At 67.7% G+C, this 17,768-nt stretch carries 13 protein-coding genes and 2 pseudogenes; 10 read left to right on the top strand and 5 right to left on the bottom strand.

The features are described from left to right. Positions 1–175 precede the first annotated feature (175 nt). The gene (gcvA, locus tag JI746_RS14740) at positions 176–1,081 is read right to left on the bottom strand and encodes a transcriptional regulator GcvA (protein ID WP_201690486.1); all 906 of its coding nucleotides are present in this window, start codon (positions 1,079–1,081) and stop codon (positions 176–178) included. Between the two features lie 98 nt (positions 1,082–1,179). Between gcvA and JI746_RS14735 the strand changes: the two genes are divergently transcribed. From JI746_RS14735 to pcaF, 9 genes and pseudogenes are all read left to right on the top strand, one after another. Then, positions 1,180–2,337 carry an acyl-CoA dehydrogenase family protein gene (locus tag JI746_RS14735; protein WP_201690485.1) on the top strand — a complete coding sequence of 386 codons (1,158 nt, stop codon included), beginning with the start codon at positions 1,180–1,182 and terminating at the stop codon, positions 2,335–2,337. A gap of 29 nt (positions 2,338–2,366) precedes the next feature. Beyond that, positions 2,367–3,344, top strand: coding sequence for a tripartite tricarboxylate transporter substrate binding protein (locus JI746_RS14730; protein WP_201690484.1), 978 nt, complete (start codon positions 2,367–2,369; stop codon positions 3,342–3,344). Between the two features lie 3 nt (positions 3,345–3,347). Beyond that, positions 3,348–5,438: pseudogene (locus JI746_RS14725) on the top strand (acetate--CoA ligase family protein). Positions 5,439–5,448: 10 nt separating this feature from the next. Next, positions 5,449–6,807 (top strand): MmgE/PrpD family protein, encoded by a 1,359-nt coding sequence (locus JI746_RS14720; RefSeq protein WP_201690482.1) that lies wholly within the window; start codon positions 5,449–5,451, stop codon positions 6,805–6,807. After that, positions 6,794–7,135 (top strand): hypothetical protein, encoded by a 342-nt coding sequence (locus JI746_RS14715; protein ID WP_201690480.1) that lies wholly within the window; start codon positions 6,794–6,796, stop codon positions 7,133–7,135. The genes JI746_RS14720 and JI746_RS14715 overlap by 14 nt, the downstream gene beginning before the upstream one ends. Positions 7,136–7,143: 8 nt before the next feature. Further along, on the top strand, positions 7,144–7,992 hold the full coding sequence (locus JI746_RS14710) for an alpha/beta fold hydrolase (RefSeq protein WP_201690478.1): 849 nt from the start codon (positions 7,144–7,146) through the stop codon (positions 7,990–7,992). Further along, positions 7,992–8,999: pseudogene (locus tag JI746_RS27680) on the top strand (enoyl-CoA hydratase-related protein); the annotation flags it as partial. The gene JI746_RS14710 and the pseudogene JI746_RS27680, both read left to right, overlap by 1 nt. A 58-nt stretch (positions 9,000–9,057) precedes the next feature. Continuing rightward, entirely contained in the window at positions 9,058–10,068 is a 1,011-nt protein-coding gene (locus JI746_RS27675) for a 3-hydroxyacyl-CoA dehydrogenase (protein ID WP_236599862.1), read from the top strand. Further along, a complete protein-coding gene (gene pcaF, locus JI746_RS14700; protein WP_201690477.1) occupies positions 10,065–11,270 on the top strand; it encodes a 3-oxoadipyl-CoA thiolase in 1,206 nt (401 codons plus the stop codon). The genes JI746_RS27675 and pcaF overlap by 4 nt, the downstream gene beginning before the upstream one ends. 333 nt (positions 11,271–11,603) lie before the next feature. Here the strand turns inward: pcaF and JI746_RS14695 are convergent, their stop codons facing one another. From JI746_RS14695 to JI746_RS14680, 4 genes are all read right to left on the bottom strand, one after another. Continuing rightward, positions 11,604–12,539: a hypothetical protein gene (locus tag JI746_RS14695; protein WP_201690475.1), complete on the bottom strand. Its 936-nt coding sequence runs from the start codon at positions 12,537–12,539 to the stop codon at positions 11,604–11,606. A gap of 344 nt (positions 12,540–12,883) precedes the next feature. Continuing rightward, complete coding sequence (locus JI746_RS14690) at positions 12,884–14,080, bottom strand: CaiB/BaiF CoA transferase family protein (protein WP_201690474.1); 1,197 nt, start codon at positions 14,078–14,080, stop codon at positions 12,884–12,886. A 24-nt stretch (positions 14,081–14,104) separates the two neighbouring features. Further along, positions 14,105–15,085: a Bug family tripartite tricarboxylate transporter substrate binding protein gene (locus tag JI746_RS14685; protein ID WP_201690472.1), complete on the bottom strand. Its 981-nt coding sequence runs from the start codon at positions 15,083–15,085 to the stop codon at positions 14,105–14,107. A gap of 135 nt (positions 15,086–15,220) precedes the next feature. Continuing rightward, the gene (locus JI746_RS14680; RefSeq protein ID WP_201690471.1) at positions 15,221–16,453 is read right to left on the bottom strand and encodes an acyl-CoA dehydrogenase family protein; all 1,233 of its coding nucleotides are present in this window, start codon (positions 16,451–16,453) and stop codon (positions 15,221–15,223) included. Positions 16,454–16,617: 164 nt separating this feature from the next. Between JI746_RS14680 and JI746_RS14675 the strand changes: the two genes are divergently transcribed. Further along, positions 16,618–17,616 carry a LysR family transcriptional regulator gene (locus tag JI746_RS14675; protein WP_201690470.1) on the top strand — a complete coding sequence of 333 codons (999 nt, stop codon included), beginning with the start codon at positions 16,618–16,620 and terminating at the stop codon, positions 17,614–17,616. Positions 17,617–17,768 lie beyond the last annotated feature (152 nt).

Here is a 17,768-nt window from a genome sequence, read left to right as displayed (position 1 = left end):
CCGGCTTCGGCGCTGCCTTACCGTGGTATGACCAAGGGTAGACCGCCGAGCTGCGCCTTGTCAACGGGGCTTGCCCGCGGACGTCCGCTTCGAGTCCGGAAGCGTTCATTGCCCAGGGTGCGAAGCTCGGAGAACGTCCCGTCCGCGACGTCCTCCACCACACCTCGGGCCGCATTCAGATGTGATTGCGATCCTGCCCGACGCTTTCCAGCAACCAGTCCCGGAAAGCCATGACCTTTCGAGACTCCCGCTGCACCTCGGGGCGCACGAGGTAGTGCGCTTTCTCGCGCTTCAAGGGTTTGCCGAAGGGGCGAACGAGCTGGCCGGCATCGAGCTCCGCCCGCAGGAGCGCGGGCTGCCCGATGGCCACCCCGAGGCCATCGAGCGCCGCCTGCCAGGTCAGGATCGAACTGCTGAACGACATCCGCTCGGCCTGGGCGGCTTGCGCCTGCAGTCGATGCGCGGCCAGCCAGTCGTCCCAGTCCGAGCGCCGGTACTGCGAGACGAGCAGGCGCTTGCGCAGCAGTTCCTCCGGTCCCTTGCGCCCGGCCTCCCGCTTCAGGTACGCCGGCGAGCACACGGGTTCGATCTCGTCGTGGAACAGCAGGTCGGTCTTGCTGCGCGGCCAGTGCCCGTCACCGAACTGGATCGCGAGGTCCACCGCGTCCCGGTCGAAGTCGACATCCGGCACGGCATTGAAGATCCGCACGTCGATGTCCGGATGCCTGCGCTTGAAATCCGGCAGGTGCGGGATGAGCCATTTGGCCGCGAACGTGGTGTAGGTCCGCACGCGCAGGCTGCCCTGCGCACTCGCCTTGGTCAGCTTCCCGGTGGCCGCCGCGATGGCCTCGAAGGCCGGCACGATCTCCTCTGCGTAGTCCTTGCCCGCGCGCGTCAGCACGACGCCATGCCGCTCGCGCCGGAACAGCTCGACGCCCACGTACTTCTCCAGCACCGCGATCTGCCGGCTCACCGCCGACTGGCTCACGTGCAGTTCGCGCGAGGCGGCCGTCAGGTTTTCGGTCCGGGCGACGACCTCGAACACGCGCAGCGGATTGAGCGGAGGGATGCGGCGTGCCATGAGGCATGACTTTAGGTCATTCCTGGGCACCGAATTGGCAGTTTTCGTCAGCGGCGACGCGGCCCATGATCCGGGCATCGATCTGGAGACCCGTTCCCATGGACTTTCAACTGAGTGAAGAACACGAGGCGTTCGCCGAATCCGTCCGCCGGTTCGCGCAGGACAAGCTCGCCCCCGGCGCACTGGAGCGTGCCCATTCGCCGCACTTCCCCTGGGACACCGCGCGTCTCATCGCCGAGCAGGGGCTGCTGGGCATTGCATTCCCGGAGGAGGACGGCGGGCAGGGTGGCTCGCTCATGCACGCCGTGCTGGCGATCCAGGAGGTCGCGCTGGCCTGCCCCAAGAGCGCCGACATCGTGCAGGCGGGCAATTTCGGCCCGGTGCGGACCTTCGTCGAGTACGCCACCCCGGAACAGAAGCAACGCTTCCTGCCGGACCTGCTGGCCGGCAAGAAACTGATCGCCCTGGGCATGAGCGAACCGGACGCGGGCTCGGCGGTGACGGAGCTGAAAACCTCCGCCCGCATCGAGGGCGACGAAGTCGTGATCAACGGCAGCAAGGTGTTCTCCACCCACAGCCCGGAGGCGGGGCTGTTCCTGATCTACGTGCGCTTCGCGCCTGGCGTGAGCGGCATCGGTTCGGTCCTCGTCGAACGCGGAGCGCGCGGTTTCCAGGTCGGCTCCCCGTCGGCCTTCATGAGCGGCGAGACCTGGAGCCAGCTGTACTTCGAGGAATGCCGCATTCCGAAGAAGAACATCCTGCTGGGCGAGGGCGGCTTCAAGAAGCAGATTTCCGGCTTCAACGTTGAGCGGCTCGGCAACTCGGCGCGCTCGCTGGCGCTGGGCCGGCTCTGCTTCAACACCGCCCGCGCGCACGCGCAGGACCGCAAGCAGTTCGGCCGCGCACTGTGCGAGTTCCAGGGCATCCAGTGGAAGTTCGCCGAAATGAAGCTGAAGCTGGAGTCCGCCCAGCTGCTTCTCTACAAGGCTGCGATGGAGGGCGAGCATGGCCTCCCGTCGGCCCAGAGCACGGCACTCGCCAAGCTGGCCTGCAACCAGGCCGGCTGGGACGTCGCGAACGAAGCCCTCCAGGTCATGGGAGGCATGGGCTACAGCCAGGAGTCCATCGTCGAATACTGCGTGCGCCGTACGCGCGGCTGGATGATCGCCGGCGGCTCCATCGAGATGCTCAAGAACCGCATCGCCGAAGGCGTCTTCGACCGCCAGTTCCCGCAACGGCCTCCCAAAGCGGCCTGAGCCCCCATCCGAAGACCAGGAGACCAGTGATGCAGAAGATCTTTGCCGCGTTCACGATCGCAGCGTGCCTTGGTGCCGGGATGCCCGCATCCGCGCAGGAGCCCGTCACCAGCTATCCGTCGAAGCCGGTGCGACTGATCGTCGGCTACCAGGCCGGCGGTCCGACGGACCTCACGGCGCGCCTGCTGGCCACCAAGCTGGGGCAGGCGCTGGGCCAGCCCGTCATCGTGGAGAACAAGCCGGGCGCAGGCTCGAACATCGCCTCCGAGTTCGTCGCCAACGCAGCGCCGGACGGCTACACCCTGCTGGTCGCGGCGGCGCCGATCACGATGGCAGGGTTCATGTACAAGAACCTCAAGTGGAACGTGCAGGACAGCTTCGAGCCGGTCTCGCTGCTGATGTCCGCGCCTGCCGTGCTGGCGGTGGCCGACAACGTGCCGGCCAGGACGCTGCCCGAACTGGTCGCGCTGGCGAAGAAGCAGCCGGGAACGCTCTCCTTCGGGTCCACCGGCAACGGCGGCACGCAGCATCTCGCCGGAGAGATGCTCAAGAGCCGCACGGGCATCGACATCATCCACGTTCCCTACAAGGGCGCGGCCGGGGCGATGCAGGACCTGCTCGCGGGCCAGGTGACGATGGCGTTCATGACGTCGGTGTCGGCGCTGCCCTTGCTGAAGGAAAACAAGGTGCGTCCGCTCGCGGTGGCTGCCGAGAAGCGCCTGGCGCAACTTCCGCAGGTTCCCACCCTGGCCGAAGCCGGCGTGCCCGGCTTCGTGGTCGACTCCTGGAACGGCTTGCTCGCGCCGAAGGGCACGCCGCCAGCCATCATCGCCAGGCTGCACGCCGGGGTGGCCAAGGCCATGGCGGCTCCCGACGTCCGGGAGAAGCTCGAGGCGCAGGGCGCCGTCGTCGTGGGCAACAAGCCCGCCGAATTCAAGACCTACATCCGCGACGAAGTCAGCCACTGGGACAAGCTGCTCAAGACGATGCACATCAAACTGGACTGAATGATGGACTCCTCTCACGCATCTGCCGCGCTGGCGCACGCCCTGCTGGCCCCTCGCAGCATCGCCCTGGTCGGTGCCTCCGACGACGCGGGCAAGACGGCCGGGCGGCCTCTCAAGTTCCTGCGCGAAGCAGGCTTCCAGGGCAAGGTCTACCCGATCAACCCGAACCGCGCCATCGTGCAGGGCGAGCAGGCCTGGCCCGGCCTCTCTGCCTTGCCGGAAGTGCCGGAACACGTCTTCGTGCTGACGCCGACCGGAAGCGTGCTGGACACGCTGCGGGAGGGCGCCGCCCTCGGTGTCAAGGTTGCGACCGTGCTGGCCAGCGGCTTCTCCGAGTCGGGTGCGGAAGGTGCGCAGCGCGAAGAGGTGTTGCGCGAACTGGCCCGTACGACGGGCATCCGCATCCTGGGGCCCAGCAGCCTCGGCGTGGTCAACACGCACACCCGGCTCGTGCTCACCGCCAATGCTGCCTTCGCCGAGCCCGACCTGCCCTCGGGCAAGGTGTTCGTCGCTTCGCAAAGCGGCAGCATGATCGGCGCGCTGGTGTCGCGCGGCAAGGCGCGCGGCATCGGTTTCGCCGGTCTGGTGTCGGTCGGCGGCGAAGTGGACCTGAGCGTGGGCGAGATCTGCGCCGCCACGCTGGACGACCCGGCGATCGAGGGTTACCTGCTGTTCCTGGAAAGCCTGGGCGACGGCGAGGAACTGCGCGCGTTCGCGGCCGAAGCCGCCCGGCGTGGCAAGCCGGTGATCGCGTACAAGCTGGGTCGCTCCGAAGCCGCAGCGGAAATGGCGGCCACGCACACCGGTGCGCTCGCCGGCGAGGACGACGTCGCCGACGCCTTCTTCAAGGACATGGGCATCGCCCGCGTGGGCGTGCTCGATGCGCTGCTCGAGACCTTCCCGCTGGCACGCCGCGTGGAGCTGGGCAAAACCGGCCCGGGGCACCGCCGCGTCGGCGTCGTGACCACCACCGGCGGTGGTGCCGCCATGGCGGTGGACCAACTGGGCATCCGCGGCATCGCCGTGCAGCCGGCTTCCCCGGAAACGGTGGCGAAGCTGAACGCTGCCGGCATTCCCGGCACGGCCGGACGCGTGGTCGACCTCACGCTCGCGGGCACCAGGTACGAGGTGATGAAGAAGACGCTGGAGATCCTGCTCGAAGCGCCGGAATTCGACCTGGTGCTCGCTGTCGTCGGATCGTCGGCGCGCCTGTATCCGCAGCTGGCGGTCAAGCCGATCATCGACAGTGCGGGCGCCGACAAGCCGCTGGCCGCGATGCTGGTGCCCGAAGCCCCCGAGGCGCTGCGCCAGTTGACCGAAGCCGGCGTGCCCTGCTTCCGTTCGCCCGAAGCCTGCGCCGATGCGATCGCTTCCGTGTTCGCGCGCCGCGCGCCCAGGCAGCTTGCCTTGCCCGCCGCGCCGGCGGACGGCGCGACGCGCACGCTCAGCGAGGCGCAGGCCTATGGCGTCCTCGAACAACTCGGTGTGCCGCATGCCCCCGCGGTGCTGGTTCCCCTGGCCGGCCCCGCGCCGGAGCTGCCGTTCCCATTCCCGGTGGTTGCCAAGGTGTGCTCCGAGCACATTCCGCACAAGACGGAAGTCGGCGGCGTCGTGCTGAACATCGCCAGCCGCGGCGAGCTGGAGCAGGCGCTTGCGACCTTGCGCGGCAACCTGCACGAGCGGGCGCCGGGCGCGCCCTGCGACCAGGTCCTGGTGCAGCCCATGCAGCGCTCGCTCGGCGAGGTGCTGGTGGGTTAGCGCATCGACCCGCAGGCCGGCCCGATCATCATGCTGGCGGCCGGCGGGATCTGGGCCGAGGTGGCGCGCGACCGCAGCATCCGGCTCGCCCCGGTGGACGTAGGTACCGCGCGCGAGATGATCGCCGAGGTGCAATCGCTCAAGCCGCTCACCGGCCTGCGCGGCAAGCGCAAGGGCGACCTGCAAGCGCTCGCGAAGGCGGTGTCAGCCCTTTCCCAGCTCGCGGTGCGGCCGGACCTGCGCATCCGCGAAGCGGAGGTGAACCCGATGATGGTGCTCGCCGAGGGCGAAGGGGTCCTCGCGGTCGACGCGCTGATCCTGGAATCCGTCAAATGAGGGGCGCGCCATGCTGATGCACAAGATCGCTGCCTACGTGGCGGCCCAGCGCACCGCGCCCATCGCGGACGAAGTCCGCCACCACGTGCGCCGCGCTGTCCTCGACTGGACAGCGGCGCTCCTCGCCGGCGCGCAACAGCCCCCCGCCACCCTGATGCGAGCGGCCTTCGCGGACGAACTCGGTCGCGGTCCCGCCGTCCTCCACTTCGACGGCCAGCGCGCCCCGGCACGGCTGGCGGCCTTCATCAACGGCACGGCATCGCACATCGCGGAGTTCGACGACATCTTTCGCGACGCGATCTACCACCCCGGGTGCCCCGTGATCGCCTCTGCGCTGGCGGCGGTGCAGGCGGTCGGCGGTGACGGCGAACTGCTGGTGCGCGCCGTGCTGGCCGGCTACGAGGTCTCCACCCGCGTCGGGGCGGCGATGGCGCCCGCGCACTACCGCTTCTGGCATCCCACCGGCACGGTCGGGACGCTGGGTGCCGCCGCGGCGTGCAGCGTTGCCCTGCGTCTCGACGCGGAACAGACGGCGCATGCCATCGCGACCTCGGCGACCTTTGCCGCGGCCCTGCAGCAGGCCTTCCGCTCGGACGCCATGAGCAAGCCGCTGCACGCCGGGCGTGCGGCGGAGGGCGGACTCACCGCGGCGATGATGGCGCGGCAAGGCGTGACCGGTGCCCTCGACATCCTCGAAGGAGAGGCCGGCTTCGGGGCCGCCATGTCAGGTGATCCCGACTGGGAGAAGGCCTTCTCCGATCTCGGCTCGCATCACAACGTGATGCACATCACCTTCAAGAACCACGGCGGCTGCGGGCACACCTTCGCCGCCATCGATGCCACCCTGGCACTGTGCCGCGCGCACGGGCTCAGGGCGAACGACATCGATCGCATCCGCATCGAGGGCTATCGCGTGTCGCTCGACGTCACCGGCCGCAAGACCGCCGCCACGCCCTTCGAGGCGAAGTTCTGCCTGCGCTACGGGGTGGCCAACGCCGTTCTCTACGGGCGCGTTCGCACGCAGGCGTTCCAGCCCGAATGGGTGACGAAGCCGGAGATCGCATCGCTGATGGAGCGCATCGAGCTGGTGGAGGATCCCGAGCTGACCGGGCGCTTTCCGCGCCAACGCTCGGCGCGGGCCATCATCACCACGCGCAAGAGCGAACGGCTGGAACATCTTCAACTGCATCGTCGCGGCGACCCGGAAGAGCCGCTCACCGACGCGGAGCTGCACGACAAGTTCATGGAACTGTCGACGCCGGTGATCGGCGAACAGGCCGCGAAGGACACCTTGCAGCAGATCCACCGGCTCGATGCGCTGTCCTCCGCCGAGCTGCTGGAGCTCGGGGTCGTGCGTGAGCGCCGGTGAACCCCTGCTGGCTCTGGTTCAGGAGAGCCTCTCGCGGGGGCACTGGCGTGTGGCCTGCCGACGCTACCTGATGCTGGATGCGCGCCGCATCGAAATGCCACGTGATGTGCGCATCGCGTGCGAACGCCTCTTGCTGCGCTGCTCCGAGCGGGAGATCCGGCGCATGCAGGTCGACGCCGCGCGCTGGGCCGGCATGTGTTCGCCCATGCGCCCGAATGGCATCGCCTGGGTCCGCGCCTTGTGCGCGCCGCCGACGGAGGCGCCGTCCCTGCCTGCCGCAGGGATCCGGACGCAGTGGCGTCCACTCCCTTCCACCCTGCCTGCCTGAAGGTCGCGATGTCCAGCTTCGATCAGACCGCGCTCGAGGGGCTCGAGCGCGAAGCGCAGCGGCGCCGCATTGCCTTTGCAGACGGCCAGGTCTCCTGGCGGCGCTTCGGTTCGGGCCCCTCCATGGTGCTGCTGCACGGCGGCCATGGCCGGTGGACCCACTGGGCGCGCAACATCCGGGCGTGGGCGGCGCACTTCACGCTGTGGATCCCGGACCTTCCCGGCTACGGCGATTCGGACAAGCCTTTGGAGCCGTCGATGGACGCGCTGGTGACCGCGACGCTGGAGACCCTGGACGCCGTGGTTCCTCGCGGAATGCCGCTGCGGCTGGCCGGCTTCTCCTTCGGAGCCCTGGTGGCGGCGCACCTGGCGCTGCGGCGGGGAGCGATTCACCAGATGGTCCTGCTCGGGCCAGCGGGGCACGGCGGCGCGCGCCGGCCGCGCGGTGAGCTGCGCTCCTGGCGCGAGCTGCCCAAGGGCGGGGCGGCGTGGACAGAAGCGATGCGCCACAACCTCGCCATGCACATGTTCCATGACCCGGCGAACGTCGACGTGCAGGCGCTCGCGATCCATTCGCAGGCGTGCGAGCGGGCCCGGTTCAACAGCAAGCCGCTTTCGCGCGCGGGCGGCCTGGGGCGGTGCCTGCAGGGCTACACGGGGCCGCTGCTGCTTGCGTGGGGAGAGCATGACGTGACGGCGCATCCTTCGCTGGCAGCAGCCCCGCTCATGGAGGGGAGGCGCCATGCCCGCGCGTGCATCGTGCCGAACGCCGGCCATTGGGTGCAATACGAATCCGCGGAGCGCGTGAACGAGCTCGTGCTCTCCTGGCTCCTCTCAACCGATCACGAGCAATCCTGATGAACGATAGCATCCGAACGGAACGCGAGGGTGACGTGCTGGTCATCGTCGTCGACAACCCGCCCATCAATGCCGGCTCGCTCGCCGTGCGCCGCGGCTTGCTGGACGCCATCCATGCACTGGCATCCGATCCTGCGCTGCAGGCCGGCGTGATCATCGGCGCGGGGCGCACCTTCATCGCGGGTTCGGACCTGCGGGAATTCGGCCAGCCGCTGGAGGAGCCGCAACTGCCTGCCGTCATCGCCGCGGTGGAAGACTGCGGCAAGCCGGTCGTCGCTGCGCTGCACGGCGCCGCACTGGGCGGCGGCTTCGAACTCGCGCTGGGTTGCGATGCCCGCATCGCCAGCGCCGGCACCGTCGTCGGACTTCCCGAAGTCACGCTGGGATTCATTCCGGGTGCGGGCGGGACGCAGCGCCTGCCGCGCGTGGTCGGGCTGCCGCGCGCCATCCGCATGGTGTGCACGGGCGAACGGGTGCCCGCCGAAGAAGCGCTGGCCTTGCACCTCGTGGACGCCGTGACCGACGGCGACCTGAAGGCCGGCGCCGTGGACTACGCCCGCGCGCTGCGGGGTGCGAAAGCGCTGCTGCGCTCGCGCAGCGTGCCGCCCTGCGGCGAAGCCGAAGTGGAGAAGGCGGCGGCGGACGCACGCAAGGCCGGCAAGAGCCGACCGGCGGTCCTGGCGGCGATCCAGGCCGTGAAGGAAGCCGCGACGCTGCCCTTCGAGGAGGCCCTGCGGTGGGAGCGGGCGGTCTTCCAGGAGATGCGCCTGTCGCGCGAGGCGCGTGCGCTTCGGCATCAATTCTTCGCCGAGCGCGACGCCGCCCGGCATCCGGCGCTCGAGGGTGTGCACGCGCGCCGGGTGGACCGCGTCGCCATCATCGGTGCCGGAACCATGGGTTGCGGGATCGCCATCGCAGCGCTCGATGCCGGACTCTTCGTGAGCGTGCTGGAACAGGACGAAGTGGCCCTCCAGCGCGGCGTGCAGCGCATCCGGGACCACTACCGCGGGCGTGTCGGGGCCGGAAAGGTGGCGCAGGCGACGGCCGACGCTTGCGAGGGCGCGGTTGAAAGCGAGCCTGGACTGGGCGCTCCTGGGGGAGGCCGACCTGGTGATCGAAGCCGTCTTCGAAGACCTGGCGGTGAAGCAGCAGGTGTTCCGGCGCGTCGATGCGGCGGCGCGCGCAGGCGCCGTGCTTGCCACCAACACGTCGTACCTGGACGTCGATGCGATCGCCGGCGCGACCGGTCGGCCGCCGGACGTCGTCGGCCTGCACTTCTTCAGCCCCGCCAACGTGATGCGACTGGTGGAGGTCGTCCGCGGCGAACATACGGCGCCCGACGTGCTCGCCACGGCGCTCGCTTTGGCGAAGAGGTTGCGCAAGCTGCCCATCGTGACCGGCAACGCTTTCGGCTTCGTCGGCAACCGCGTCTTCTCGGCGTACCGGCGGCAATGCGAGTTCATGCTCGAGGAGGGCGTGCTGCCCGAGCAAGTGGATGCCGCGCTGGAGGCGTTCGGCTTCGCCATGGGGCCATTTGCGGTCGCGGACCTTTCGGGGCTGGACGTCGCGTGGCGCATGCGCCAGAGCCAGGCCGCCACGCGCGACCCGCAGGATCGCTACGTGCGCATTCCGGACCTGCTCTGCGAAGCGGGCCGGCTCGGTCGCAAGACGGGGGCCGGCTACTACGCGCATGAAGGAGCCGGCGGCAAGTCGCGCGGAGCACCCGACCCGCAGGTGCAAGAGCTGATCGAGGCCGAGAGCCAGCGCAAGGGCATTGCGCGGCGGAGGTTCGGTGCCGAGGAGATCCAGCGCCGCGCGCTGCTCGCCATGGTCAACGAAGCGGCCCTCCTGCTGGCCGAAGGCGTGGCTGCGCGCCCCAGCGACGTCGACGTCGCCCTGGTCAACGGCTACGGATTTCCGCGCCACCGCGGCGGCCCCGTGTTCTGGGCGCGCGAACGTGGCGCCGACGCACTGGCCACCGATCTTCGCTGGCTCGCCCAAGTGAGCGGACCGGGCTTTCGCCCCGGGGACCCGGGCCGCGTTCTCCTCACCCCGGCAAGCAAGGAACCTGCATGAGCCGACAAGCCTTCATCTGCGACGCGATCCGCACGCCCTTCGGTCGCTACGGCGGCGCGCTCGCCTCCGTGCGGGCCGACGACCTCGGTGCGATCCCGCTTTCCGCGCTGATGCAGCGCAACCCCCGCGTCGACTGGCAGGCCGTCACCGACGTGATCTACGGCTGCGCCAACCAGGCCGGCGAGGACAATCGCAACGTCGCGCGCATGAGTGCGCTGCTGGCCGGGCTGCCGGCGGAGGTGCCCGGAGCGACCGTCAACCGCCTGTGCGGCTCCGGCCTCGACGCCCTCGGCACCGCCGCGCGCGCGATCAAGTCCGGCGAAGCCGACCTGATGATCGCAGGCGGCGTGGAAAGCATGACGCGCGCTCCGTTCGTCCTGCCCAAGGCAGAGAGCGCCTTCTCGCGTGCCAACAGCGTGCAGGACACGACGATCGGCTGGCGCTTCGTCAACCGGCTGATGAAGGAACGCTACGGCGTGGATTCCATGCCGGAGACGGCCGAGAACGTCGCCACGGAATTCCGCATCGAGCGCGAGGCGCAGGACCGCATGGCGCTGCGCTCGCAGCAGAAGGCACTGACCGCACAGCGCAGCGGGGTGTTCGATGCCGAGATCGTTCCGGTCAGCATCCCGCAGAAGAAGAGCGAGCCGCTGCGGGTCGATCGGGACGAGCATCCGCGCGAGACATCGCTGGAAGCGCTGGCGAAGCTCAAGGGCGTCGTGCGGCCCGACGGGACGGTGACCGCCGGCAATGCGTCGGGCGTGAACGACGGCGCCTGCGCGCTCCTGCTCGCCGGCGAAGCCGCAGCCGCCAGGTACGGTCTCACGCCGCGCGCGCGCATCGTGGCGATGGCGACGGCCGGCGTTGCGCCGCGCATCATGGGCATGGGTCCGGCCCCCGCGACGCGCAAGGTGCTGGCGCTGGCGGGGCTGACGCTGGCCGACATGGACGTGATCGAGTTGAACGAAGCGTTCGCGGCGCAAGGGCTCGCGGTGCTGCGCGATCTCGGGCTCGCCGACGATGACGCCCGCGTGAATCCCAACGGCGGTGCGATCGCGCTGGGTCATCCGCTCGGTGCGTCGGGCGCACGGCTGGCGACGACGGCAGTGAACCAGTTGCACCGCACCGGCGGCCGCTATGCGCTCTGCACGATGTGCATCGGCGTCGGACAGGGGATCGCTGTGGTGCTGGAACGGGTGTAGACCCGGTCGGTAAGTCCCGTCCTTGCGGCCGTTCACCCGAGGAGAAGAGGAGGCACGAGGCAGCGAAACTGCGCAAGGTGCTTCGTCGGGAGTTCGGAGAACGTTTTGCGGCCGCGATGCAGGCAAGCACGTGAAGCTTCCTGCGTCCCGTTCGGAATGGTCGTAACTGCTGCTGCCGGCATCATCTGTCCGCGTAGCGGCATCCTCCTCAGTAGCGACTTCGAAGGTTTCCTGCTCCGGCGGAGCAGCGGAGATGAGCTCCTGCTGATCTCCTGGATTGGCGCTTCTACGTGGACTGCTAGCCTCTTCGCGGCGCCGTCGGGCTGAGACGCCCTACATGTAAGTCGCGTAGGGCGAGGCAGCGCTTCCGAGATAGTTCTGCGCCTCGGAGCCGAGGCGCCTGGCCAGTGCCTTCATTGGTTCATGCTCGCCCGCTCCGGCCACGACCAGCATGCGACCGGCGGAAACGACAGCCTCGTGAACCTCCCGCGCGGCGATGCTGCGCTCCAGCCTGGCCCACAACACCAAGGCCTGCATCCAGCTGGTCTCAGGAAGCCTGGACGCGTGCTCCAGGCACTTCAGGTAGTACTTGTCCGCACGCGCGCTCTGTCCGGATCTGCTCGCGTAAAAGCAAGTGGAGAAGCACAGGAGAAACATGCCTGGGAGCGCCGAAATGCTCACGAGACATTTCGTCGAGCCTGTCTTGGCCAGCTTCCATGCCTCGGCAAGCAGGGCTTCAAGTTGCGTAAGTTCAGAGCGGTTCCCCTTCATGCGAAGTTCCGCGCTTCGGAGCACCTCCGCGAATATCGCGTTAACCAAAGGCTGAAAGGCCGCCGCGCCCGACCCGACTTCTTGCGGTGAGAGCTCGCAAGCGCTATCGAGAACGCCGCGGGCGGTACCGTAATCACCTCGCCAGATAGCGGCAATCCCACGGTACGTCAGTCCACTCGCCTCGCGCCGCTGAACCGTGCAGTTGCCCGCGCTGACTTGTGCTGCAGCGGCAGCGGCGGATTCGGCGTGCCCGAGCGCGCTCTCGACGTAGCTCAATGTGAGCATGGCGTCCGCGGCACCGGCGGGGTCCTGCAGTTCCGCGAAAGCGGCGCGTGCTCGGTTGGCGAGCTGCGCGGCGAGGCGGAACTGGGACTGGAGAGTCAGCACTTGCGCGAGCAGCGAACTGGCCTCGGCCTGAAATTGAGGATGGCGCACCGCCAAGGCTTCTGTAAGAGCGCCTTTTGCGCCGGCGTATGCGGCGCGCCACTCGCTGGCCATCCATGCCGCCTTGGCTGCGGCCAAATCCGCGCCCAAGCGGGAGCTGCTCGTTGTCACTGACTTGTTCCTTCCCGTGCTGGCGGCGGGCGCGGCCGCCACCTTCAATCGCCTTCATCATTGCGCCCGGTGGCGCACGCCGCAAGCTCCCAGACCTGCAAACGGGAGCTCTAAGCCAAACGGGTGAGACACGGGAGCAACACCGAGGCGCATTCCGCACGATTGCCAGGTTCGTGCGGACTAGCCTTCCGTCCGTTGGGAATCGCTCCCACCGCCTCAGTCCCACGTTCAGCAGCCGCGACACTCCACGGTTGTTTCGTCGAAAGCGAACGCGACCCGTGCCGACCTCACACGACACCTTCGGAACGCAGGGCGTCCAACTCATTGGCGCTGATGCCGAATTCGCCGTAGATCTCCGCGTTGTGTTCGCCCACGGAAGGCCCGGTACGTGGCACGGCTTGACGGCGGCCGGTGACGCGTGGGACCACGCAGGGGGCGGGCAGCGTGCCGTAGTCGGGATCGGGCAGCCGGATGATGGCTTCCCGGGAACGATAGTGCGGGTCCTGCTCGATGTCCGCGATCGTGTAGACCTTCGAGAATGGAATTCCCGCAGGTTCCAGCAACGCCACGATCTCGGTGTAGTCGCGCGCAGCGAACCACTCCGAGATGGCTGAATCGAGTTCAGCGAGATTTCGGACGCGGGCGGGGTTGGTGGCGAACCGGGGGTCCTTCGGCCAATCCGGCTGACCCATCGCTTCGCACAGCCGCGAGAAGATGGCGTGGGAGGAAGCAACCACCGACAAGTGCATACCGTCCCGGGTGCGGTACATGTTCGAAGGAGCCGTGTAGCTGGCACAGTTCCCTTCGGCATGACGGACCTGGCCGAGTTGCTCGTGCTCCACCGGCAACGGGTCCAACAGCCGGAACAGCGCTTCCGTTGCCGACAGATCGACTTCCACACCCTTCGCGGTAGCGTCACCGCGCTGACGCGCGACTTCCATGGCGATGGCAAAGGCACAATACAGGCCCGCTACCGCGTCGCCCACCGGGAAGTTGGCATGCAGAGGTGCGCCCCCCGCCTCTCCCGTCAGGTTCGTGAACCCGCTCATGGCCTCGAACACTCGCGCGAACCCGGGACGGGTCGCGTACGGACCTGTCTGGCCGAATCCCGTGAGGCGAATCACGATCAGCTTCGGATTCGCCCGATGGAGCGTAGCCAGATCCAAGCCCCAACGGTCCATGGTTCCGGTGCGGAAGTTCTCCACCAGAACGTCGAAGCGCGGCAGCATTGAAAGGAAGATGTCGCGGCCGCGCGACTTGCGCACGTCCAGCGTGATGCCGCGCTTGCCGCGGTTGGCGATCTTCCACCAGAGCGGTACACCGTCCTTGACCGGGGCGAGGCCTCGCAAGGCGTCGGAACCGTCAGGCAGTTCCAGCTTCACCACGTCGGCCCCGTGATCGGCGCAGTGTGTAGCACCTGCAGGCGCGGCCAGCACCGTGGCCATGTCCAGGATGCGGACCCCGGCGAGGGCACCTTCATTCATCGCATGCATTGGAAGTGACCCCGCTCAGTTCGGCTGGATACCGGCCTGTTTGACGACACGCGCCCACTTCGTCACTTCCGTCTTGAGGAATGCATCGAATTGCACACCACTCTGGGGATGGAGATCGAAGCCCATCGTCTGGATCCTGGACTGGACGTCCGGCATTGCCAGGATCGCCGCAACGTCCACCGACAGCTTTGCTGCAACCGCGTCTGGCACCTTCGCAGGGGCAAGCAACGCGAGCCAGGTTCCGACTCCGAAACCCTGCAGCTTCGCAGCATCGGCCACGGTTGGCACTTCTGGCATCGCAGACGACCGCTCGCTCGTCGTCACCGCCAGTGCGCGCAGCTTGCCTGCCTTGATATGCGGCAGCGCCAGACTCACGGACATCGGCATCATGTTCACGCGCCCGGACAGGAGGTCGCTGACCGCGTCGGGTTGTCCTTTGTAGGGCACAGCCGTCAGTTTGATGTTCGCGGACTGGGCCAGAAGCTCTCCAGCGAGGTGCGAGGAGGTGCCAACTCCGGAGGTCGCGTAAGTGAGCGGGTCTCGCGCTTTCCTCGCAAGCTCGATGAACTCCACCATCGAGTGGGCCGGAACGCTGGGGTGGACCACGATGACATTCGGAATGATTCCGAAGCCAGCGATGCCCCGGAAGTCGCGCACGGGATCCCAGTTCAGCCCCTTCTGGACTGCGGGTGCAACCGCGTGGCTGGGCGAGACCATCAGCAACGTATACCCATCCGCAGGAGCTTTGGCCACGAATTCGGTCCCGATTGCCCCGCCCGCGCCGGCCTTGCTCTCGACGATGACGGGCTGTCCGTAGCGCGCGGACAACTTGTCGCCTACCACGCGCGCGAGCGCGTCCACGACCCCGCCGGCCGGGAACGGAACAATGACGCGCAAAGGTTTGTTGGGAAATTCCCCCTGCGCGGCTGCCGGAACGCCGGTAACCAGCGGCAGGACGCCAATCAGGGTTGCGAGGAGATGACGCATTGCTTTCATGGGAGCCTCTCGTGGAATTCGAGTCAGGAGCCCGGTACCCGGAGCCCCTCGAGTGTTGGTTGATGGCTTGGGCAATCCATGCTGCGGTTACTCTGGAGTTGCAGTTGGCGTGCCGCTGCCCAAGCGGTTCTGCGGTCAGTAGTCGACGAGGGAGCCGGGGCGAAGGCAAGGATTGCGCTCCGCCAGACGCGTACGCCGGACCGCATCCCGCCCGATGACCGTCTTGTGCACCTCGCTGGATCCTTCGCCGATCTGGTTGAGCTTTGCGTCGCGGAAGAATCGCTCAAGGGGGAAGTCTTGCAGGTAGCCGCGTCCGCCCGTCAGCTGCAGGGCGTCGACCACTACCTTCATGCACAGATCGGTTGCCTGGAGCTTCGCCATGGATGCGAAGATCGCCACGTCGGCATCACCGCGGTCGTACTTCTCGGCAGCGACGGCAACCAGGGCTCTGGCCCCCTCGATCTGAGTGATCATCTCGGCGAGCATCCACTGCGCACCCTGGTGCTCGCCCAGTGCCTTCCCGAAGAGAGAGCGGTCACTCATGTAGGTCGCGGCAATTTCGACGGCTCCGATGGCGCGTCCCAGCGCCATTGCCGCATGGCCGATACGGGCTCGAAGGAGTGCGTCCTGGGCGAGGTTGAAGCCGTCCCCCTCTGCGCCTAGCCGCTGGCTGACTGGCACGGCGACGTCATTGAACTCCAGCGAGGAGATCGGAACCCCGAACCAGCCGAGCTTCCCCACCTCGGAGCTGATCGAGAAGCCCGGAGCATCCCTCGGTACCAGAACGGCGATGAACACGGCGGGATCGTCGGCCCCTCGCGCCACCACGATGAAGGAATCCGCCGTGGTGCCCCGGGTGATGAATTTCTTCCGGCCACTCACGACATAGCTGTCGCCGTCCCGACGCACGGTCGTTCGCAAGCCTCGGACGTCCGAGCCTGCTTCAGGCTCGGTCAGTGCAAACGCAACTTGAACCTCGCCGGTGCAAAGCTGCGGAACGAGCCGCTGCTTCATCTCCTCGGATCCGCCGGAAACGATCGCACGACTCGACAGGTCCGTACCCGTCACGATCGATGCCGATGCACTGCAGACGCGGCCGAGCTCCTCGATGATGCGGATGCGTAGTGCCTGCCTCGCATCGGTTCCCCCGTATTGGCGGGGAAATGCCGTGGCGACAACGCCTTCGCGGGCGAGAAGGTGGAAGTTGCCCCACGCGAAGGTGTCGCTGCGCCCCACCTCCGCAGCTTTGGGGCCGATGACATCGCGTACGAGCATTCGCACCTTCTCAAGCATCCCAAGTTCATCGGGCAGCAGCTGGCGCAGGAAGTGATCACCGAAGAGGCGCGGTGGGGCTTGTACGGGGGGCATGAATTGGTCTCCTTTTGCGACCCAGCCAGGGGTCTCGTGATCTGCGTCGCGAGTGCGTCTCGGCCGAGAGCGCTCCTGTCACGTACCACTGTAGGAACCTGGCCGGCTTGGGCCAACTGCAAGTGCGAGAATCAGTTATCTCCGATCGAGATGGCTCCCGCCCCATGACCACCTCATCCGACTCCCTGGAGCAGCTCACGCTGAAGTCGTTGCGGACGCTGCTGGCCGCTGCTCGCAGCGGCAGCCTGACTCGTGCCGCAGTGGAAATTGGCTTGGCTCAATCAGCGGTCAGCCGACAGATCGTCGAACTGGAGCATGCGTTAGGCGGAGCGCTCTTTCATCGTACCGGGCGAGGTGTGAAGCCGACGGCCCTGGCACAGCAGCTGCTGCCGCGGGTGGAGGCGCTCCTGTCCGGGGCGGACGAACTCGTCAAGCTTGGAAAGGAACACACAGGCATCCCCAGCGGCACAGTCACCATTGGCATGGTGCCTGGCGTGGCGGGCTTCATGGCCGCGGCGCTTTATGGCGAAGTCGCGCGCCTCCACCCCGAGATCCGGCTGCGGGTCATAGAGGGGTACAGCGGGGACATGGAAGTCGCATTGAGCCAGGGCAGGATCGACATGGCCCTACTGAATCGATACCGCGCCCAAGGCACCAACAGCTACCGCAAGCTGCTCGATGCGCAGATCTGCGTCGTCGGTCGGCGCCGGATACTGCAGCGCGCGCTGTCGGAATCAGGGTCAGGCGTGGCGCGCTCCCATCTGCCGGCGAGCATCACGTTGGCCGTCCTCGCCCCACTCCCTCTGGTGCTGCCAGTTCCGCCAAATGCCACTCGAACTTTGCTCGACGAACAGGCGCGGCGTCATGGTTTGCACCTGAACGTCATCCTGGAGGGCAGTTCGTCCGTCATTCTCAAGAGCATGCTGGAGCAGCATGACTGCGTCACCACGCTGCCTCGCCATGCCATCAGTGAGGAACTACGCCACGGCACCTTGGGAGCCGTGGCTTTGGCCGAGCGCATTTTCCGACAGCATGTCGTATTGGCCACCAGCACCCAACGGCCGTTTACCCTCGCAAGCAAGGCGGTGGCGGCGCTGGCTTCACAGATCGCGGTGCCGTTACTTGCCAGACGCAATTCGGCTGACCAGGAGCCCGGCGCCTGATTGGCGGCTGACTCGGGAGGACTGCTCCCGGCCGAGGCTGTGTGAAATCTCGGCGCGAACCTTCTGGGAGGCGGCGTGCCTGGTCGCGCGTGCTTGCCCTGGCGGGGGCGTCCAGTGGTGTGCTGCGCCGGATATGCGCGCTGGTCGCTCGT

The sequence above is a fragment of the Ramlibacter alkalitolerans genome, assembly GCF_016722765.1.
GTDB lineage: Bacteria > Pseudomonadota > Gammaproteobacteria > Burkholderiales > Burkholderiaceae_C > Ramlibacter > Ramlibacter alkalitolerans.
Note: the sequence above shows the minus strand (reverse complement) of the source record. Positions and strands in the feature narration are given on the sequence as shown.